The organism is Limimaricola soesokkakensis (assembly GCF_900172345.1).
GTDB lineage: Bacteria > Pseudomonadota > Alphaproteobacteria > Rhodobacterales > Rhodobacteraceae > Limimaricola > Limimaricola soesokkakensis.
This window is the reverse complement of record NZ_FWFY01000003.1, coordinates 319,834-338,634: the sequence shown is the minus strand read 5'-3', so window position 1 is coordinate 338,634 and position 18,801 is coordinate 319,834. Positions and strand designations below refer to the sequence as shown.

At 68.3% G+C, this 18,801-nt stretch carries 17 protein-coding genes and 1 pseudogene; 8 read left to right on the top strand and 10 right to left on the bottom strand.

All coding sequences use genetic code 11. The features are described 5' to 3' along the window. Window positions 1-51 precede the first annotated feature (51 nt). On the top strand, window positions 52-732 hold the full coding sequence (lexA, locus tag LOS8367_RS07005; RefSeq protein ID WP_085895763.1) for a transcriptional repressor LexA: 681 nt from the start codon (window positions 52-54) through the stop codon (window positions 730-732). On the opposite strand, the gene LOS8367_RS07000 is transcribed toward lexA, so the two are convergent. Continuing rightward, the gene (locus tag LOS8367_RS07000; RefSeq protein ID WP_085895762.1) at window positions 726-2,816 is read right to left on the bottom strand and encodes a ComEC/Rec2 family competence protein; all 2,091 of its coding nucleotides are present in this window, start codon (window positions 2,814-2,816) and stop codon (window positions 726-728) included. The genes lexA and LOS8367_RS07000 overlap by 7 nt on opposite strands. A gap of 50 nt (window positions 2,817-2,866) precedes the next feature. Here LOS8367_RS07000 and gltX point away from each other — a divergent pair, with 50 nt between their 5' ends. The 3 genes from gltX (at window position 2,867) to LOS8367_RS06985 (ending at window position 6,715) form a co-directional block, all read left to right on the top strand. Then, entirely contained in the window at window positions 2,867-4,270 is a 1,404-nt protein-coding gene (gltX, locus tag LOS8367_RS06995) for a glutamate--tRNA ligase (protein WP_085895761.1), read from the top strand. A gap of 102 nt (window positions 4,271-4,372) precedes the next feature. Continuing rightward, complete coding sequence (locus LOS8367_RS06990) at window positions 4,373-5,668, top strand: citrate synthase (RefSeq protein ID WP_085895760.1); 1,296 nt, start codon at window positions 4,373-4,375, stop codon at window positions 5,666-5,668. A gap of 438 nt (window positions 5,669-6,106) precedes the next feature. Next, window positions 6,107-6,715 (top strand): hypothetical protein, encoded by a 609-nt coding sequence (locus LOS8367_RS06985; RefSeq protein WP_085895759.1) that lies wholly within the window; start codon window positions 6,107-6,109, stop codon window positions 6,713-6,715. 4 nt (window positions 6,716-6,719) lie between these two features. Here the strand turns inward: LOS8367_RS06985 and LOS8367_RS06980 are convergent, their stop codons facing one another. From LOS8367_RS06980 to LOS8367_RS06940, 9 genes and pseudogenes are all read right to left on the bottom strand, one after another. Then, on the bottom strand, window positions 6,720-7,496 hold the full coding sequence (locus LOS8367_RS06980) for an enoyl-CoA hydratase-related protein (protein ID WP_085895758.1): 777 nt from the start codon (window positions 7,494-7,496) through the stop codon (window positions 6,720-6,722). 67 nt (window positions 7,497-7,563) lie between these two features. After that, entirely contained in the window at window positions 7,564-8,007 is a 444-nt protein-coding gene (locus tag LOS8367_RS06975) for a cytochrome c-type biogenesis protein (RefSeq protein WP_085895757.1), read from the bottom strand. Further along, window positions 8,004-9,977 carry a heme lyase CcmF/NrfE family subunit gene (locus tag LOS8367_RS06970; protein ID WP_085895756.1) on the bottom strand — a complete coding sequence of 658 codons (1,974 nt, stop codon included), beginning with the start codon at window positions 9,975-9,977 and terminating at the stop codon, window positions 8,004-8,006. Before LOS8367_RS06970 ends, LOS8367_RS06975 begins: the two co-directional genes overlap by 4 nt. A gap of 79 nt (window positions 9,978-10,056) precedes the next feature. Further along, window positions 10,057-10,614 (bottom strand): holin family protein, encoded by a 558-nt coding sequence (locus LOS8367_RS06965; RefSeq protein WP_085895755.1) that lies wholly within the window; start codon window positions 10,612-10,614, stop codon window positions 10,057-10,059. Next, on the bottom strand, window positions 10,605-11,216 hold the full coding sequence (locus tag LOS8367_RS06960; protein ID WP_085895754.1) for a holin-associated N-acetylmuramidase: 612 nt from the start codon (window positions 11,214-11,216) through the stop codon (window positions 10,605-10,607). The genes LOS8367_RS06965 and LOS8367_RS06960 overlap by 10 nt, the downstream gene beginning before the upstream one ends. A 45-nt stretch (window positions 11,217-11,261) precedes the next feature. Next, window positions 11,262-11,720, bottom strand: a complete 459-nt coding sequence (gene ccmE / locus LOS8367_RS06955; protein ID WP_085895753.1) for a cytochrome c maturation protein CcmE — start codon at window positions 11,718-11,720, stop codon at window positions 11,262-11,264. Beyond that, window positions 11,720-12,748 carry an N-acetyl-gamma-glutamyl-phosphate reductase gene (gene argC, locus LOS8367_RS06950; RefSeq protein ID WP_085895752.1) on the bottom strand — a complete coding sequence of 343 codons (1,029 nt, stop codon included), beginning with the start codon at window positions 12,746-12,748 and terminating at the stop codon, window positions 11,720-11,722. The genes ccmE and argC overlap by 1 nt, the downstream gene beginning before the upstream one ends. Window positions 12,749-12,801: 53 nt before the next feature. Beyond that, window positions 12,802-13,614, bottom strand: coding sequence for a glutamate racemase (gene murI, locus LOS8367_RS06945; protein ID WP_085895751.1), 813 nt, complete (start codon window positions 13,612-13,614; stop codon window positions 12,802-12,804). Further along, window positions 13,592-14,491, bottom strand: a pseudogene (locus LOS8367_RS06940) (lysophospholipid acyltransferase family protein). The gene murI and the pseudogene LOS8367_RS06940 overlap by 23 nt, the downstream one beginning before the upstream one ends. Window positions 14,492-14,744: 253 nt before the next feature. On the opposite strand from LOS8367_RS06940, the gene LOS8367_RS06935 reads away from it, so the two are divergent. The 4 genes from LOS8367_RS06935 to purL all read left to right on the top strand — a co-directional run bounded on the left by LOS8367_RS06935 (window position 14,745) and on the right by purL (window position 18,790). Continuing rightward, window positions 14,745-15,650 (top strand): LysR family transcriptional regulator, encoded by a 906-nt coding sequence (locus tag LOS8367_RS06935; RefSeq protein WP_085895750.1) that lies wholly within the window; start codon window positions 14,745-14,747, stop codon window positions 15,648-15,650. Window positions 15,651-15,956: 306 nt separating this feature from the next. Continuing rightward, a complete protein-coding gene (locus LOS8367_RS06930) occupies window positions 15,957-16,304 on the top strand; it encodes a glyoxalase superfamily protein (RefSeq protein WP_242665524.1) in 348 nt (115 codons plus the stop codon). Between the two features lie 77 nt (window positions 16,305-16,381). Further along, window positions 16,382-16,522, top strand: coding sequence for a hypothetical protein (locus LOS8367_RS19010; RefSeq protein WP_165761400.1), 141 nt, complete (start codon window positions 16,382-16,384; stop codon window positions 16,520-16,522). A 78-nt stretch (window positions 16,523-16,600) separates the two neighbouring features. Next, complete coding sequence (gene purL, locus LOS8367_RS06925) at window positions 16,601-18,790, top strand: phosphoribosylformylglycinamidine synthase subunit PurL (protein WP_085895748.1); 2,190 nt, start codon at window positions 16,601-16,603, stop codon at window positions 18,788-18,790. The last annotated feature ends 11 nt before the right edge of the window (window positions 18,791-18,801 follow it).

Here is an 18,801-nt window from a genome sequence, read left to right as displayed (position 1 = left end):
GAACGTGCGTAGAACGGAGCCCCAACCGTCTGCGCGCATAAAGGGGCAACCATGCTGACCCGCAAACAATCCGACCTGCTGGAATTCATCCACCGGCGGATCAAGGCCGACGGCGTTCCGCCCTCCTTCGACGAGATGAAGGACGCGCTCGACCTGCGGTCGAAATCCGGCATTCACCGGCTGATCACCGCGCTCGAGGAGCGTGGCTTCATCGGCCGCCTCGCGCACCGGGCCCGGGCGCTCGAGATCCTCAAGCTGCCCGAGGCGATGGAAGCGCGTTTCGCCGCCGAAGGTGCGGCGCCGGAGGCGGATCCCAAGCCCTCCGACATGCCGCCCGAGATCGCGGCGCTGGCGATGAACCTGCCGGTGATGGGCCGCATCGCCGCCGGTGTGCCGATCTCCGCGATCAGCGAGATCAGCCACGAGATCGCGGTGCCCGGCTCGATGCTCGGCCAAGGCAGCCACTACGCGCTCGAAGTGCGCGGTGACTCGATGATCCAAGCCGGGATCAACGATGGCGACGTGGTGGTGATCCGCGAAACCGGCACCGCCGACAATGGCGACATCGTCGTGGCGCTGATCGAGGAGCAAGAGGCCACGCTCAAGCGGTTCCGCCGCAACGGCAAGCGCATCGCGCTCGAGGCGGCGAACCCGGCCTATGAGACCCGGATCTACAGCGACGACCAGGTCCGCGTGCAGGGCCGCCTCGTCGGGCTGATCCGCAGCTACTGAGCCCTCGTCCAGAGACGGCGGCCGGCGCGCTCGGCCACCGTCTCGATCCGAAGGCCGCCGGGACCATTCCGGATCGCGAGCGCACCTGTGTCGCGCAGCCGCCGCGCGTCGTAGCGCAGGCAGGGGCGCGGCTCCGTATCACGCTGGTTGGCGATCAGGATGTCCGCGCCATCGCAGCCCTGCAGTGCGGCCAGCGCGGTCTTTCCCGTGACCTGGACGATCCGCGTGCCTCCCAGGTCGAGACGCAGCACCCTGTCGGTCCGGGGCAGGACCGTCGGGTCATGCGCCGTCTGCTGATCGCGCCCGTCCCCGTCATTCTCGAGCCAGGCGGATGCGGCGAAACCGTCTCCGTTGGGCTTCGACAGGGCCCGCCCCTCAGGCGTCATCAGGCCCAAGAGCGCGCCGCTGTCGCTCACCAGCAGGTCCGGCCGCTCGGCTCGCGCCCAGAGCCCCGCCGCCAGCGCCAGCGGCAGCATCGCCGCCACCCGGCCCCGCCCACGCCACAGCACCATCCACAACCCGCCCAACGCCACCAGCGGCACCACCGCGCCGGGCGGTGCGATCACCGCCGAGCTGGCGCCGTCCAGCGCGGCGATGCGCTCGGACACGAACAGGATCCAGCGAGACCCGTAATCGATCATCCATGTCGCGGGCTGGTCGAGACCGAGCGGGCCGGTCACCGCGAGGATCACCGCGCCGGGCATCACCAGCCCGCCCATGGCCGGCACAGCGAGCAGATTGGCCAGCAACCCGTAATGCGCCACACGGTTGAAATGCGCCGCCGCAAAGGGCGCGGTTGCCGACCCGGCGACCAGAGAGGTCAGCGACAGCAGCGCCACCGGCATCCACAACCTCGCCAGCCCGCGCGGCCGGTGCCAGCCCGGCGGCAGGCGCCCCATCACCGCGACCAGCGCCAGCACGGCGGCGAATGACATCTGGAAGCCGGGGTTGAGCAGCGTCTCTGGCCTGAGCCCCAGCACGATCAGGGCTGCGATCGCCAACCCCCGCAGGCTCAGCGCCCGCCGGTCGAGCAGCACCGCCCCGAGGCTCACCGCCACCATCACGAAGGCCCGTTCGGTCGCCACGTCACGCCCGGCCAGCGCCAGATAGAAAGCGGAGGCGGGCAGCGCCGCGGCGGCGGCGATCTTGCGCGCGTCGAGCCGGAGCGCCAGCGGCGGCACCGCGGCGATCACCGTGCGCACCAGCCAGAACACGAAGCCCGCCAGCATCGCCATGTGCATCCCCGAGATCGAGACGAGGTGATAGAGATTGGCCTCGCGCATCGCATCATTCGCGGCGCGACCCAGCCCGGAGCGGTCGCCGGTCGTCACGGCGGCGGCAAATCCCCCCGCCTCGCCCGCGACGCGCGCCCGCATAGCGGCGCTGAGCCGGACACGCAGCCGTGCCAGCCACGCGCCTTCGGCCCCCGCCTCGGAGCCGAGAAGCACCGGCACCCGGCTGTAGCCCACCGCGCCGAGCCGCGCGAACCAGGCATGGCGGCGGAAATCGAAGCCGCCCGGCTCGGCCGGTCCCGGCGGCGGCGACAGATGCCCGGTGGTCATCACCCGCGCCCCCGGCGCCAGCGGCGTGTCGAATTCGCCATGCAGCGACAGCCGCACCCGCGCGGGTCGCCGCCTGACGTCGTCGAGCCGCACCCGGTCGAGCGTGATCCGCAGCCGGTCGCTCTGCGAGCGGTCGATATCGACGATCCGCCCCTCGATCGGCCCGTAATAGCGAAAGCCGAGCACCGGAGCGGACAGGCCGTGCGCCCGTGCGCCGGCCAGCAGCAGACCGCCGCAGACCAAGAGACCGGCTGCCGCCAGAACCCGGAACATGGAGTGCCGCAGCAGACCCCATGCCGCCACGCACAGGCCGGCGGTCCCGGCCACGGTACCGTAGAAGCCCGCCCCCGGCTCCTCGGTCAGCGCGAACCAGATGCCGATGCCGAGGCCGAGGCAGACCGGCGCCCAGCAGGCGAGATGGCCGCGCTGCCGCGCCAGCACTCCTTCGAAGCCGGCCAGCGGGTCCGGGGCCGCCCGCTTGGGCCATGCTTGTTTCCGTGCCCCGACCTGAGTATCCCCCATGCAACAAGGCTGCGCGCCGCATGCTTAGCGAAAGGTTAAGAATCCCCGACATGTCCCAGACCCCGGTCGTCACCCGCTTCGCCCCCTCGCCCACCGGCGCGCTGCATATCGGCGGTGCCCGCACGGCGCTGTTCAACTGGCTCTATGCCCGCGGCCGCGGCGGCAAGTTCCTGCTGCGGATCGAGGATACCGACCGCGCCCGTTCCACGGCCGAGAACACCCAGGCGATCCTCGACGGGCTGCGCTGGCTCGGTCTCGACTGGGACGGCGAGCCGATCAGCCAGGCCGAGGGCGCCGAGCGTCACGCCGAGGTGGCCCGCCAGATGCTGGCCGAGGGCACGGCCTACAAGTGCTTCTCCACCCAGGAGGAGATCGAGGCGTTCCGTGAACAGGCCCGCGCCGAGGGTGGCTCGACGCTGTTCCGCTCGCCTTGGCGAGACGTGCCGGAGGCCGAACATCCCGACGCGCCCTTCGTGATCCGGATCAAGGCCCCGCGCGAGGGCACGAGCACGATCCGCGACGAGGTGCAGGGCGAGATCACCATCGGCAACGACCAGCTCGACGACATGGTGCTGCTGCGCTCCGACGGCTCGCCGGTCTACATGCTGGCCGTGGTGGTCGATGATCACGACATGGGCGTGACCCACGTGATCCGCGGCGACGACCACATGACCAACGCGCATCGCCAGGCGATGATCTACCGCGCCATGGGCTGGGACCTGCCGGTCTTCGCCCACGTGCCGCTGATCTTCGGCCCCGACGGCAAGAAGCTGTCGAAGCGGCACGGCGCCACCGGCGCCGCCGAATACCAGCAGATGGGCTACCCGGCGGCGGGGATGCGCAACTACCTGACCCGTCTCGGCTGGAGCCATGGCGACGCCGAGTTCTTCTCGGATGCCGAGGCACGCGAGTGGTTCGACCTGAAGGGCATCGGCAAGTCGCCGGCCCGCTTCGACACCAAGAAGCTCGAGAACCTGTGCCGCCAGCATATCGCCGTCGCCGACGATGCCGCACTGCTGCATGAATTGGAGGCTTTCCTTGCCGCGACCGGGCAGCTTCCCCTCACGGAATTCCAGCGGGACGGCATTTTGCGTGCCATGCCGCATCTCAAGGATCGGGCCAAGATTCTCCCGGAACTTATTGAAAAGGCTCACTTCGTCCTGACAGAGCGACCGATTGAGCCGGACGAGAAATCAGCGAGGGCGCTCGACGATGTATCCCGTGGTATACTGGCAGAATTGACGCCGCAGCTGCAAACTGCTAGCTGGGAGCGTGACGCGCTGGAGGGGGTCGTGACAGCTTTGGCCGAGACGCATGGTCTTGGTCTGGGTAAGGTGGCAGGGCCGCTTCGCGCGGCGCTGGCGGGGCGCATGGTCAGCCCCAGCGTATTCGACATGATGCTTGTGCTCGGCCGCGACGAAAGCGTCGCACGGATCGGGGATGCGGCGGCCTGAGTAACTGGCCCGCCATAGGGCCGGTGCTATGTTGCAGCGCGGCATCGAGAGATCAGAGTCGCGCGCCGCCCTGGCGGCGGCGGGAACATGAAGGGGACCTGAATGGCCGAAACCACTAAGACCGCCAAGCTGACGATCGACGGCGAGAGCTACGATCTGGCGATGTACGCCCCCACCGAAGGGCCCGAGGTCATCGACATTCGCAAGCTCTATGCGCAGGCGGGCGTCTTCACCTACGATCCGGGCTTCACCTCGACCGCGTCCTGCGACTCGACCATCACCTATATCGATGGCGAGGCGGGCGTGCTGCTGCATCGCGGCTACCCGATCGGGCAGCTGGCGAAGGAATCGCACTATCTCGAGGTCTGCTACCTGCTGCTCTATGGCGAGCTGCCCTCGGCCGCGCAGCTCGAGGAGTTCGAGACGCTGGTGACGCGTCACACGATGATCCACGAGCAGATGCACAACTTCTTCCGCGGCTTCCGCCGCGACGCGCATCCGATGGCCACCATGGTCGGCGTGGTCGGCGCGATGTCGGCCTTCTACCACGACAGCACCGACATCAATGACGAGCATCAGCGCGAGGTCGCCTCGATCCGCCTGATCGCCAAGATGCCGACCATCGCGGCGATGGCCTACAAGTACTCGATCGGCCAGCCCTTCGTGTATCCGCGCAACGATCTCGACTACGCCTCGAACTTCCTGCGCATGTGCTTCTCGGTCCCTGCCGAGGAATACGAGGTGAACCCGATCCTCGCCCGCGCGATGGACCGGATCTTCACGCTGCACGCCGATCACGAGCAGAACGCCTCGACCTCGACCGTGCGCCTCGCCTCCTCCTCGGGCGCCAACCCGTTTGCTTGCATCGCCGCCGGCATCGCCTGCCTCTGGGGCCCCGCCCATGGCGGCGCCAACCAGGCCTGCCTCGAGATGCTGCGCGAGATCGGCACCCCGGACCGCATCCCCGAGTTCATCGAGCGCGCCAAGGACAAGAACGATCCGTTCCGCCTGATGGGCTTCGGCCACCGGGTCTACAAGAACTTCGACCCGCGCGCGAAGGTGATGAAGGAAAGCGCCGACGAGGTGCTGGAGCTTCTGGGCATCGAGAACAACCCGACGCTGCAGGTCGCCAAGGAACTCGAGCGCGTGGCGCTGGAGGATCCCTACTTCGCCGAGAAGAAGCTCTACCCGAACGTTGATTTCTACTCGGGCATCATCCTCGACGCGATGGGCTTCCCGACCTCGATGTTCACGCCGATCTTCGCGCTGGCGCGCACCGTCGGCTGGGTGTCGCAGTGGAAAGAGCAGCTCGCCGATCCGCAGCTCAAGATCGGCCGCCCGCGCCAGCTCTATCTCGGCGCCGCGCAGCGCGACTACGTGGATATCGAACAGCGCTGATACCCGGCTCTCGGCTGCTAAATGGACGGGCCCGGCGGAATCGCCGGGCCCGTTTTCGTTTTGGATCCTAGATGTGCGCCATGATTCCGCCATGTTTCGGCGGCGCTTCGGTCCGCTCGTCGCCGCCATTGCGACACCGGAACCAATCCTCATGGCGCCCCGGAATTGTCCCGATCCACGCCTATACTTTCGAGCAAGCCTCCCAAAATAACCCCCTCGAAAGAGATATCCGTTTCCTGAGGAAACCGGATATGCAGACTCTTTCGGATAGGACCCCTATACGTTGGGCGCCTATCCGAAGGGATAAGTCATTGGAAAAAAAGGGCAAAATCCCCGACGCCGGGAGCCGTGCCACCCCAATGCCGCAATCCGTTGCGATACAGAATGCGTTCACTTCAACGAGTTCAAGTTTTCAGGATCGAGCGAAAGGATACTCCCATGTCGGCCCATATCGCGATGCAGTTCACCGCCACCCCCGAGAGCACCCATGCCACATTCGGCCAGGACGTCCGGGTTCGCATCGCGCTGCACGAGACGGCCGATGGCGGCATCACGATCGACCTGAAGATGCAGGACGAGGACGGTCACGGGCTGGGGCTCGGCACGCTGGTGTTCGACTTCGCCGATCACGACCTCTTGGGCGGGCTCAGCCTGACCGGCGACAAGCTGCGCGGCCAGCACTTCTCGGCCGGTCGGGTCTGCGCCGCAGGCGACACCGGGCGCGGCCATGATTGCGGCGCCAATTTCGGCCGGGCCCAGCGGCAGAACGGCCCGGCGCCGCGCAGCGCCGCCGCGCATCTGGCGCATGACCGGCTGTGCATCACGCTCGACGACCTCGCGGGCCGCGCCTTTTCGCTGCAGCTGGTGCCGACGGCGGCGAACCACGCCGCCTGCGCGGGCTTCGTGATCGAGGGCCGGCTGCCGGCGCGTCCGGCGGCGCCGACCCGCAAGACGGCCTCGACCGACGGCTCGGTCTTCGGCGGGCTGCTCGACGAGATCATGCCGATGATGTCGCCCCGCGCGCAGCAGCTGGGCAGCGCCGCCTGAGCCTTCAGCGCCCTTCGAAGTGGGGCGCGCGTTTCTCGACGAAGGCCACGACCCCTTCCTTGAAGTCGCGGCTGCGGCCGCAGGCGCCCTGGTGGCGCGCCTCGATCGCGAGCTGTTCCTCGAAACTCGCCTCAGGGCTGGAGCGCATCGCCTCGCGCAGCTGCCGGTAGGCCTCGGTCGGACCCTGCGCCAGCTGCGCCGCGCGGGCGCGCCAGCGCTCCTCGAAATCGACCTCCGGCGCCGCCTCGTAGATCATCCCCCAATCCGCCGCCTGCCGCGCCGGGATCCGGTCGGCGAAGAGCATCGCCCCCATCGCCCGTGCCGTGCCTATCTGCCGCGGCAGGGTCCAAGTGCCGCCCGCATCGGGGATCAGGCCGATCCGGGTGAAGGCCTGGGTGAAATGCGCCGCCTCGGAGGCAATTACCACGTCGCAGGCCAGCGCCAGATTGGCCCCGGCCCCGGCCGCCGCGCCGTTCACCGCCGCGATGCTCGGCACTCGCAGGTCGCGCAGCGCCAGCAGCATCGGCACGTACTCGTCGCGCAGCACCCGCTCGAGATCGGTGACATTGGCGTTGCCGGTGTCGCCCAGATCCTGGCCCGAGCAGAAGGCCCGCCCCGCCCCGGTCATCACCAGCACCCGCGCGCTCTCGTCGAGATGGCGCAGCGCATGGGTGATCTCGGCGCGCATCTGCGTGTTGAGCGCGTTCATCACCGCCGGCCGGTCGAGCGTGAGCAGCGCCACGCCGTCATCGATCGCGAGGCTGATCGTCTGGTAGTCCATGCAAGCTCTCCCCTTGTTGCGCGCGAGCCTACAGCCGCGCGCGACGCGATAAAGGGGCAACCGCGCGTCAGGGCTTCAGGATGTCCTTGAGCCGCGTCTCCTCCTCCTCGGTCAACCGGTCCTCCGGCCCCGAGGCGCGGCGGCGGATCGAGACGAAGGCGACACCTCCCGCCAGCAGCAGGAGCCCCGGCGCGGCGAGCCAGAGCACGAGATTGGCACCGCTGGCATCGGGCCTGAGCAGCACGAACTCGCCGTAGCGATCAACCACGGCACGTACGACCTCGGCGTCGCTGTCGCCCGCGACCAGCCGCTCACGCACCATCAGCCGCAGGTCGCGGCTGACGCCGGCGTTGCTCTCGTCGATGCTCTCGTTGCGGCAGACCGGGCATCGCAGCCCGGCGCTGATCTCGCGGGCACGCGCCTCGAGCGCCGGGTCGTCGAGCACCTCGTCGGGTTCGACCGCGAAGGCGGGCGCCGCGACCAGCGCGAGGATGAGCGCGAGCCGTTTCATTCCGCCGCCACCGTGGCCACGGGCGCGCGCCGCGCCCCTGCCGCCACCCGCATTCGCCGGTCGGTGAGCGAGACCACCCCGCCAAGCGCCATCAGGATCGCGCCGCCCCAGATCCATGCCGCCATCGGCTTGATATGGCTGCGCACGGCCCAGCCGCCGCCATCCTGCGGATCGCCGATCACGAGATAGAGGTCGCGCCAGATCCCGCCATCGATCCCGGCCTCGGTGGTGGGCATCCCGGCCACCGGGTAGAACCGCTTCTCGGGCAGCAGGGTCGCGATCTGGCGCCCATCTGCGCGCACTGACATCTCGCCGATGGTGGTGAGATAGTTCGGCCCCTCGGCCTCGCGCACCGCGTCGAGCGTGATCTCGTAGCGCCCCAGGCTCCAGCTTTCGCCGATCTGGGCGACGCGGATATCCTCGCGCTCCCACGCCAGAAGCCCGGCGATGCCGATGATGGTGACGCCCAGGCCCGCATGCGCCAGCCCGCGACCCCAATCGGCGCGCGGCAGGCGGCGCAGGCGGTGGAGCCGTGCGGCGACCGAACCGCGACCCGAACGCGCCCAGAGATCGACGCCTGCGCCGCCGACCACCCAGCCGCCCAACGCCAGACCGAGCGGCCCCAGTGCCGAGCGCCCCGAGCCCAGCGCATAGCCCAGAAGCAGCAGCGCGCTCGCCAGCGTCAGCGCGGGCCAGAGTTGCCGCAGCACGCGCGCGCCCTGCGCGCGCTTCCACGCGAACAGCGTGCCGGGCGGCAGCAGCAGCGCCAGCGCTACGAAGAACGGCGTGAAGGCCGCGTCGAAAAAGGGCGGGCCGACCGACAGCACGCGCCCGAACGCCATCTCGGCAATCAGCGGCCAGAGCGTGCCGACGAAGACCACCATCGCCGCCACCGCGAGCAGCACGTTGTTGGCCACCAGCGCGCTCTCGCGGCTCACCAGCCCGAACACGCCCTTGGCCTCCATCGCATGCGCCCGCGCCGCGTAGAGCGTCAGCGCGCCGCCGGTAAAGACGCCGAGGATCATCAAGATGAAGACGCCGCGCTCGGGGTCATTGGCGAAGGCGTGGACGCTCGTCAGCACGCCCGACCGGACGATGAAGGTGCCAAGGAGCGAGAAGCTGAAGGCGAGGATCGCGAGCAGCACGGTCCAGCTCTTCAGCGCCTCGCGCTTCTCGGTGACGATGGCCGAATGCAGCAGCGCGGCGGCGAAGAGCCACGGCATGAAGGACGCGTTCTCGACCGGGTCCCAGAACCAGAAGCCGCCCCAGCCCAGTTCGTAATAGGCCCACCAAGAGCCCAGCGCGATGCCGATGGTCAGGAACAGCCAGGCCGCCAGTGTCCAGGGCCGGACCCAGCGCGCCCATGCGGCGTCGACCCGTCCCTCGATCAGCGCCGCGACGGCGAACGAGAACGACATCGAGAGGCCGACATAGCCGAGATAGAGAAACGGCGGGTGGAAGGCGAGGCCGGGGTCCTGCAGCAGCGGGTTCAGATCCTGCCCGTCGAAGGGCGGGACCGCCATCCGCAGGAACGGGTTCGAGGTGAACAGCAGGAAGGCGCCGAAGGCGACGCCGATCGAGGCCTGCACCGCCAGCACCCGGGCGCGCAGCGTCTCGGGCAGGTTGCCGCCGAACCACGCCGCGCAGGCGCCGAATCCCGACAGGATCAGCAGCCACAGCAGCAGCGACCCCTCGTGATTGCCCCAGACGCCGCTGATCTTGTAGATCATCGGCTTCAATGAATGCGAGTTGGCGACGACCAAGGCCACCGAGAAATCCGAGGTGACGAAAGCCACCGTCAGTGCCCCGAAGGCGAAGGCGGTGAGCGCGAATTGCGCGGTGGCGGCGGGCTCGGCCACGCCCATCCAGCCGCGCCAGCCCTTCTGCGCGCCGACCAGCGGCACCACCATCTGCACGATGGCGGTGGCAAAGGCCAGAATCAGGGCGAAATGTCCGAGTTCGATCAGCATGCTTCGGTTCTACCCGATCCGCCCTTCCGGCGCTATCTCGGGGGCGGGACGGATCGTCGCTCCCCCGCGGGAAAGCCGGTCACGGCTGCGTGCGCATCCAGTCGTCGAGCGCCGCGTTCGGCGCCCAAGGGGCATCCGGGCCGGTCGCGCGCGGCGATGGCAAGGCTGCCGGCGCGGGCGCGGGCCCCGGGATCGAGCCGGACCGGTGGGCGCGCATCCGCCCGAGCGCCTCGACCATCTCGCGCTCGAAGCTCTGGCCATGCGCCTGCATCCGTGCCCCGAAATAGAAGCTGACGATCGCCCCCATCAGCCACCACAGCGGCTCGGGCACCAGCGCCAGCCCTTCCATTCGCGCCATGAACCAGACCGGGTCGGCCATGGCGGCCCCGATGAGGCCCAGCGTGCCGAAGGCCATGGCCGGGCGCGGCAGCCGGTTCAGACCGTCGATGAAGCGATCCCAGCCGCCGCGCCGCTCTCGCGCCATCTCGGCAGCGAACTGCGCCAGCACCGCCGCGCGGTGGTCCGAGGCGCGCCCGGCCCCGGCCTCGGCATTCTCGCGAAACGCCTCGACCGTCTCGACCACGACGTTGCGGCGCGCGCCGAACAGCGTCGTCAGCAACCCACCGATCAGCCCCATGTTGCCACCCTTTCGCGATGTTGCGCCTCGCTCAGGTGATAGCGCGGCGAAATGAACTCCTCGGCGCGGCGGATCCAGCCGCCCTTGCCGCCATCGCGGCGGCGCGCGTATTTGCGGCTCGCCGGACGACGATCCGCCAATGCGTAGTAGTAGTTGCGCCGGGCGATGCCATAGGCGTCGGCGAGATGATCGGGCGCGGCCGCCTGCGCCCGGCCCGCGGCGGCGATGGTCTGCGGGCCGATGATGCCGTCGATGGCGACGGGGATACGCATCGCCACCAGCAGGCGCTGCAGGATCTTCACCGCATTGGCGCCCGAATTGACATACATGTCGAAGACCGAAGCGTGCAGGCTCTCGGGCAGCGCGTCGATGCGCGGTCGCCTGAAGTAATGCTCGATGAAGATTTCGGCCGCCTGCCCGGCGGTGAGCCGCTTCAGATCGGCCTTGGTGACCACGCCGTCGCCATCGAGATCGCGGCCGAGCCTGCGCAGCGTGCCGATAGTGACGCCGTAATTCGTCGCACCACCCGGATCGTCCGGGTCGTCGACATAGCCGCCTTCCCGCGCGACGATCTCCGCCGCGATCTGTTCCACGCTCTTCATTCCGCACCCCTCCGTGACCCCGGATGGGAGAATGCCGCCGCTTCGTTAATTCGACGGCGACGCGGCGTTCGGTGCCTTGTAGACGCCCTGCTCCTCCAGCGCGTCGATCACTTCCTTGGGCATGTAGCTCTCGTCATGCTTGGCGAGGATCTCGATCGCCTCGAAGTGCTCACCGGTCCAGCGGCCCTGCCCGACCATGCCCTGCCCCTCTTCGAACAGGTCCGGCAGGATGCCGGTATAGGCGACCGGCACCGAGGCCGCGCCATCGGTCACCGAGAAGGTCACCGTCTCGCCCTGACCGCGCGAGAGCGTGCCCTCTTCGACCAGACCGCCGAGGCGGAACACCTCGTTCGGCGAGGGCGGCTCGGCCAGCACCTGCGCGGGCGAACGGAAGAAGCTGATCCCGTCGCGCATCGCGTAACCGATGATGCCGGTGGCCAGCGCCAGCGCCACTGCCGCGAGGATGAGGACCTGAATCCTCCGGGTTTTCTTGAGCCCGCGCATCAGGGAAAGACCGGGGCCAGCATCAGCCCCTCCGTTTCGGGCAGGCCCAGCATCAGGTTGGCGTTCTGCAACGCCTGGCCCGAAGACCCCTTGCACAGATTGTCGAGGGTCGAGACCACCAGCGCACGGCCCGACACCCGGTCGCCCGCCACGCCCAGATGGCAGAAGTTCGAACCCTGCACATGGCTCATCCCCGGCAGCTTGCCGAAGGGCAGCACCCGCAGGAACGGCTCGTTGGCGTAGCGCGATCGCAGCGCCTCGTGGACCGCTTGCGGGTCGCCCTTCACGTAGCACGAGGCGAGGATGCCGCGGTTCACGGGGACCAGATGTGGGGTGAAGAGGATGCGTACCTCGCGCCCGGCGATTTGGGAGAACTCCTGGTCGAACTCGCCCAGATGCCGATGCGTGCCACCGGCGGAATAGGCCAGCACGTCCTCGGAGCGTTCCGCGAAGAGCATGTTCTCCTTGAGCGAGCGGCCGGCGCCCGAGACGCCGTTCTTCAGGTCGCAGACGATGTCGTCGAGATCGATCAGACCCTTCTCGATCAACGGCCGCAGAGCGAACTGCACGGTGGCGGCGTTGCACCCCGTCCCGGCGACGAGCCGCGCCGTGCGGATCTCCTCACGGTAGAACTCGGTCAGACCATAGACGGCCTCGGCCTGCAGCTCCATCGCGGCATGCGGCTTGCCGTACCACTTCTCGTATTCGCCATCGTTCCTGAGACGGAAATCGGCCGAGAGGTCGACGATCTTCAGATCCTTGGGCAGATCCGCGATCACCGCCTGGCTCATCGCATGCGGCAGCGCGCAGAAGGCGATGTCGATGGCCGAGAAATCGATCTCGTCGATGGTGCAGAGCTTCGGCAGCTCCAGATGCCCCAAATGCGGGAACACCTCGCCCATCGCCATGCCGGCCTTGCGGTCGCCCGACAGCGCTGCGATCTCGATCCCCGGATGGGTGGCGATCAGTCGGACAAGCTCGGCCCCCGTATATCCGGAGGCTCCGAGAATGGCGGCGGAATGGGTCATGGGTTGGTCCTCGTCGAAAGACAGGTAGGGGCGCGGCGCGCCTGGGACAACGATCAGGCCGGGATGAACTCGATCTTGCGGCGCAGGAACTGCGTGGCGCGGTTCGACACGTTCTTCGGGCTGCCGGTGGTCAGGAACAGGCTCTCGGTGCCCGGGCCCTTCATCTCGGGACGACGCTGCAGATAGTCGGCAAGGCTTTCGGCCACGAGGTTGGCCTGGCTGAACACCTTGACCTGCGGACCCAGCGCGTCCTGGAACACCTCTTCCATCAACGGGTAATGGGTGCAGCCGAGAACGGCGGCGTCGGGCTCGGGCATCTTGCGCTTGAGCGCGTCGACATGGGAGCGCACCAGCGCCTCGGCGAGGATCATGTCGCCCTCCTCGATCGCGTCGACCACGCCGCCGCAGGCCTGCGCCTCGACATCGACGCCGATGGCGCGGAAGGCCAGCTCGCGCTGGAAGGCGCGGCTTCTCACCGTGGCGGGGGTGGCGAAGAGCGCGACATGCTTCACGCCGACTTCCCGGGGCGGCGAGTTGTCGCCCCAATGCCGCTCGGTCAGCGCCTCGATCAGCGGCACGAAGACGCCGAGCACCCGCTTGTCCCGGGGCACCCAGCCCTCCTGCATGCGCCGGAGCGCTGCGGCCGAGGCGGTGTTGCAGGCGAGGATGACGAGATCGCAGCCCGCATCGAACAGCCGTTCGGTCGCCTGCGTCGTCAGCTCGTAGATATCGTCGGCGGTGCGCACGCCGTAGGGCGCATGGGCGTTGTCGCCGAAATAGACGAGCGGCAGATCGGGCAGCCGCCGTTCGATGGCGTCCAGTACCGTGAGCCCGCCCAAGCCACTATCGAAAATCCCGACCGCCATCGCGCACCCTGTATCTGCTCTCGAATTCGTGCCCCATCACCATGGATCGGGGCGTCGGAGACAGCTCATACGTGGCTTTGCGGAGGAAATCCATCAATGCTTTGGGGTCGTCGCGGCGCGAGGCGAGCGCCGCGCGCGGCACCGGATCGCCGATCGCCACGCGCACCGGCGTATCGGTGCGCGCCCCGAATTCGCGCAGCATCAGCCCCATGCGCAGCGTGTAATGCAGGTGGCTCGCCACCTAGAACAGCCGCGAGTTGGCGCCCTCGAAATACACCGGCACCACTGCGGCGTCGGAGCGCGCGACCATCTTGGCGGTGAAGCTGCGCCAGACCGGGTCGCCGGGGATGCCGAAGGGTTTCGCCGCGGTCGAGACGGTGCCGCCCGGAAAGATGCCGACCGCGCCGTTCTCGCCCAGATGCACCAGCGCCAGCGTTCGCGTGGCGAGGTTCTTCTGCGCCGCTGTGCGACTGTCGTCGAAATTGACGGGCAGCACGACACGAGCGATCTCGGGCGCGGCCCCGAAGACCTTGTGCGCGAGAATCCTGAACTCCGCGCCGCGTCGCTGCGACATCAGGTGGCCCAGCATCAGACCGTCGAGAATGCCATAGGGATGGTTCGCCACCACGATCACCGGACCCTGCGCCGGGATCGTTTCGAGCGCGCCCCGGGTTACCTCAAGCGCCAGCCCGTAGCGGCGCGCCATGACGCTCCAGACGTCCTCTCCGGCGGCGAGATCGGCTTCGTAGCCGCGCGCCCGGCGGATCAGCCTGTGGCGGCCGGAGGCCGCTTCCATCACGCGGATCAGGGCTCGCCCCCCGCGGCTGCGCGCGCTGCCGGCATAGCTGATCTCCCGGGCCAGCAGGTCATGTCGCATGGCCAAATCCTTTCCGCGCCTTGGCGCAGGAAGGGTCGCAGCGGTGCATGACGGGCAGATGACACAAGGAATTGCGGCAGCGGACTGCGACGTTCCGGCATTCGGGCCCAGAAATTCAACAAATCTTTCAATTCCCCGCTATGCTGCGCCCGGTTCCGCTCGCATCGGCGCGAATTTTCGCGCAGGCGCTTTGCAGGAACCGCGCCGCGCCATAGATGGCCGGGCGCAACGAACACGGCAGGACGGATAGGCGATGGACTGGGACAAGCTGCGGATATTCCATGCGGTGGCGGATGCGGGGAGCCTCACCCACGCCGGCGATTCGCTGCATCTGAGCCAGTCGGCGGTGAGCCGGCAAATCCGGGCGCTGGAGGAGCAGCTCAATACGACGCTGTTCCACCGCCACGCGCGCGGGCTGATCCTCACCGAGCAGGGCGAGCTGCTGTTCGACGCGACCCGCGCCATGAACAAGCGGCTCGAGGCCGCCTCGGCGCGGATTCGCGACAGCGAGGAGGAGGTGTTCGGCGAGCTGCGGGTGACCACACCGATCGGCTTCGGCACGCTGTGGCTGGCGCCCCGGATGCGCAAGCTCTACGAGGCCTATCCCAACCTCAAGATCGACCTGATCCTCGAGGAACGCGTGCTCGACCTGCCGATGCGCGAGGCCGATGTGGCGATCCGGATGAAGGAGCCGAGCCAGGCCGACCTGATCCGCAAGCGGCTGATGAACGTGAAGATGCGGCTCTACGCGACGCAGAGCTATCTCGACCGCGCCGGTCCGCTGGAAAAGCTCGAGGATTTCGAGAACCACCGCCTGATCTGCCAGAACCCCAGCTCGGCGCAGGTTTCGGCCGGGGCGGCGATGGTGCAGGATCTGCTGAGCTACAATATCCCCTCGCTGCTGACGGTGAACAATTACTTCGGCGTGCTACAAGCGGTGCTCAACGATCTCGGTGTCGGCGTGCTGCCCGACTACCTGCCGCAGCATTTCCCGTCGCTGCAGCGGGTGCTGCCCGATCTGGAGTCCGGCGAGGTGCCGGTCTTCCTCGCCTATCCGGAGGAGCTGCGGCAGTCCAAGCGCGTCGCCGCCTTCCGCGATTTCGTGCAGGAAGAGGTGCAGGCGCATCGCCGCAAACTTCGCGAACAGCTCGGCGATTAGGCATTTCCACCGCGACTGCCCAATAGATAGTCATGCGCTGGGCGCATGACGGCCTTGCCGCTATGGCAGGGGTTTTGAACTTGATCGTTCACTAACCGCTATATATTTCAGCTTTCGAAGCCGATGCTGCTTTGCGGCGCATCGCTTCATACCTCCCTGTTGGACTTGCCGGGCCTGAGTGCCCGGCTTTTTTTTGCCTCTTTTGTCTTGTTCGCGGCAGGAGGCGGGGGCACCCTGTCGGCGTCACAGCCGGAGGGTGGCAGGATGCGAAGCTTCGATCCCCTTTCCCAGCCGCCAAAATTTGCGATGCCGGTGCCGATCTTCCGAATCTTCGACGAGGCGCTGGCCCGCAGCTTCTACATCGACTTCCTCGGATTTCGCGTGAAGTGGGAGCATCGCTTCGCCCCGAACAAACCGCTTTATGCCGAGATCGCGCGCGGCGGGGCGGTGTTGCATCTGAGCGGTCATCATGGCGATGCCAGCCCCGGCGCCGCGGCCTACCTACCGGTCGAGGGACTGAGCGCCTTCAGGGACAGCCTGCATGCCAAGCGGCACCCCAACGCCCGCCCGGAGATCGAGACGCGGCCATGGGGCGACGAGATGATCGTGATCGACCCCTTCTCGAACCGTCTGCGCTTTTGCGAAGAGCGCTGAGCCAGCCCGCACTCAACTCTCCCACCGCGCTGCACCAGCCTGCCCCGGAGGCGTCGACTGGCCCGGCGACCTGTCCCATGGTGGAAGAAATCTGCTGCACTTCGGCCTATGGGCCACCCATTGCCACCTTGCGGCCGAATGTCGACGGCGTCCTGGTCGACATGTTCCTCGCGCGCGAATGGACCGCGGGGCGGGCCGGTGCGACCTCTGCCGCCTGAATTCCCAGTCGTCGAAACCCGCTTTCCCCTGCGGCGTCCCGATTGTATGACGCGCGCGACCAGCAGGAGAGCGCCCGCATGTCCGACCCCCAGATCACCGACGACCTCATCGCCGCGCACGGGCTCAAGCCCGACGAATACGCGCGCATCCTCGAGATCATCGGCCGCGAGCCGAGCTTCACCGAGCTCGGCATCTTCTCGGCCATGTGGAACGAGCACTGCTCCTACAAATCCTCGAAGAAATGGCTGCGGACGCTGCCGACCGAGGGTCCGCAGGTGATCTGCGGTCCCGGCGAGAATGCGGGCGTCGTGGATATCGGCGACGGCCAGGCGGTGGTCTTCAAGATGGAGAGCCACAACCATCCCTCCTATATCGAGCCCTACCAAGGGGCCGCGACCGGCGTCGGCGGCATCCTGCGCGACGTCTTCACCATGGGCGCACGCCCGATCGCCGCGATGAACGCGCTCAGCTTCGGCGAGATCGAGCACCCCAAGACCCGCCGCCTCGTCTCGGGCGTGGTGTCGGGCGTCGGCGGCTACGGCAACTGCTTCGGCGTGCCCAATGTCGGCGGCGAGGTGCGGTTCCACCCCAGCTACAACGGCAACTGCCTCGTCAACGCCTTCGCCGCCGGCCTCGCCGATGCGGACGCGATCTTCTACTCGGCGGCCTCGGGCGTCGGCATGCCGGTGGTCTATCTCGGCGCGAAGACGGGCCGCGACGGCGTCGGCGGCGCGACCATGGCCTCGGCCGAGTTCGACGACACGATCGAGGACAAGCGCCCGACCGTGCAGGTCGGCGATCCCTTCACCGAAAAGCGCCTGATGGAGGCCTGCCTCGAACTGATGGCCTCGGGCGCGGTGATCTCGATCCAGGATATGGGCGCGGCCGGTCTCACCTGCTCGGCCGTGGAGATGGGCGACAAGGGCAATCTCGGGATCCGGCTCGACCTCGACCGCGTGCCCTGCCGCGAAAAGGCGATGACCGCCTACGAGATGATGCTCTCGGAGAGCCAGGAGCGGATGCTCATGGTGCTGCGCCCCGAGAAGGAGACCGTGGCCCGCGCGATCTTCGACAAGTGGGACCTCGACTTCGCCATCGTCGGCGAGACGATCCCCGAGGACCGCTTCCTGATCATCCACGAGGGCGAGACCAAGGCCGACCTGCCGCTCAAGGCGCTCTCGGGCACCGCGCCGGAATATGATCGCCCGTGGGTCGAGACGCCCGCGCCCGCGCCGCTGCCGCTGGTCGATGAGGTCAATGCGATCGAGGGGCTGCGCGCGTTGATCGGCTCGCCGAACCACGCGCACAAGGCTTGGGTCTGGGAGCAATACGACCACATGGTGATGGGTGACACGGCGCGCGCGCCGGGCGCGGGCTCGGGCCTCGTGCGGGTGCATGGCACCGACAAGACGCTGGCCTTCACCTCCGACGTGACGCCGCGCTACGTCAAGGCGAACCCCTATCAAGGCGGCAAGCAGGCGGTGGCCGAGGCATGGCGCAACCTGATCGCCACCGGCGCCAAGCCGCTCGCCGCGACCGACAACCTCAACTTCGGCAACCCCGAAAAGCCCGAGATCATGGGCCAGCTCGTCGGCGCCATCAAGGGCATCGGCGAGGCCTGCGAAGCGCTCGACTTCCCGATCGTGTCAGGCAACGTCTCGCTCTATAACGAAACCGACGGCACCGGCATCCTGCCGACGCCGACCATCGGCGGCGTCGGGCTGATCGAGACCGCCGACCGCGCCATCGGCACGCAGCCGCGCGAGGGCGACGTGGCGCTGGTTCTGGGCACCACCGAGGGGCATCTCGGCCGCTCGGCGCTGCTGTGGGAGATGCTGGGCCGCGACGAGGGCGATGCGCCGCATGTCGATCTGGCGACCGAGAAGGCGCATGGCCTCTTCGTGCGCGACAACCACGCGCTCATTCGCGCCTGCACCGACCTTTCGGATGGCGGGCTGGCGCTGGCTGCCTTCGAGATGGCCGAGGGCGCGGGCCTGGGTGTCGAGATCGGCGTCACCGGCACGGCGGCGCTGTTCGGCGAGGATCAGGGCCGCTACTTGATCGCCGCCGACGAGGACAGCGCCGCGGCGCTGGAGGCCGCCGCCGGCTCCGCCGGGATCGCGCTGGCGCGGGTCGGCCGCTTCGGCGGTACGACGGTGAGCCTCGGCGGTGCCACCGCGCCGCTGTCGGAGCTCTCGACGCTCTACCGCACCGCGTTCGAGACCGCGCTGCACATTCCGGCGGCCGAGGCCGAGCTGGCGGTCTGAGGCGCGGCCTC

Bases quoted from the DNA above. Each gene is read 5' to 3' on its own strand.
- LOS8367_RS06935 (WP_085895750.1), top strand. From the start codon at position 14,745: ATGGACTGGGACAAGCTGCGGATATTCCATGCGGTGGCGGATGCGGGG.
- LOS8367_RS06960 (WP_085895754.1), bottom strand. From the start codon at position 11,216: ATGAAGAGCGTGGAACAGATCGCGGCGGAGATCGTCGCGCGGGAAGGC.
- lexA (WP_085895763.1), top strand. From the start codon at position 52: ATGCTGACCCGCAAACAATCCGACCTGCTGGAATTCATCCACCGGCGG.
- LOS8367_RS06970 (WP_085895756.1), bottom strand. From the start codon at position 9,977: ATGCTGATCGAACTCGGACATTTCGCCCTGATTCTGGCCTTTGCCACC.
- LOS8367_RS06990 (WP_085895760.1), top strand. From the start codon at position 4,373: ATGGCCGAAACCACTAAGACCGCCAAGCTGACGATCGACGGCGAGAGC.
- murI (WP_085895751.1), bottom strand. From the start codon at position 13,614: ATGGCGGTCGGGATTTTCGATAGTGGCTTGGGCGGGCTCACGGTACTG.
- ccmE (WP_085895753.1), bottom strand. From the start codon at position 11,720: ATGCGCGGGCTCAAGAAAACCCGGAGGATTCAGGTCCTCATCCTCGCG.
- LOS8367_RS07000 (WP_085895762.1), bottom strand. From the start codon at position 2,816: ATGGGGGATACTCAGGTCGGGGCACGGAAACAAGCATGGCCCAAGCGG.
- gltX (WP_085895761.1), top strand. From the start codon at position 2,867: ATGTCCCAGACCCCGGTCGTCACCCGCTTCGCCCCCTCGCCCACCGGC.
- LOS8367_RS19010 (WP_165761400.1), top strand. From the start codon at position 16,382: ATGGTGGAAGAAATCTGCTGCACTTCGGCCTATGGGCCACCCATTGCC.
- argC (WP_085895752.1), bottom strand. From the start codon at position 12,748: ATGACCCATTCCGCCGCCATTCTCGGAGCCTCCGGATATACGGGGGCC.
- LOS8367_RS06975 (WP_085895757.1), bottom strand. From the start codon at position 8,007: ATGAAACGGCTCGCGCTCATCCTCGCGCTGGTCGCGGCGCCCGCCTTC.
- LOS8367_RS06930 (WP_242665524.1), top strand. From the start codon at position 15,957: ATGCCGGTGCCGATCTTCCGAATCTTCGACGAGGCGCTGGCCCGCAGC.
- LOS8367_RS06965 (WP_085895755.1), bottom strand. From the start codon at position 10,614: ATGGGGCTGATCGGTGGGTTGCTGACGACGCTGTTCGGCGCGCGCCGC.
- purL (WP_085895748.1), top strand. From the start codon at position 16,601: ATGTCCGACCCCCAGATCACCGACGACCTCATCGCCGCGCACGGGCTC.
- LOS8367_RS06980 (WP_085895758.1), bottom strand. From the start codon at position 7,496: ATGGACTACCAGACGATCAGCCTCGCGATCGATGACGGCGTGGCGCTG.
- LOS8367_RS06985 (WP_085895759.1), top strand. From the start codon at position 6,107: ATGTCGGCCCATATCGCGATGCAGTTCACCGCCACCCCCGAGAGCACC.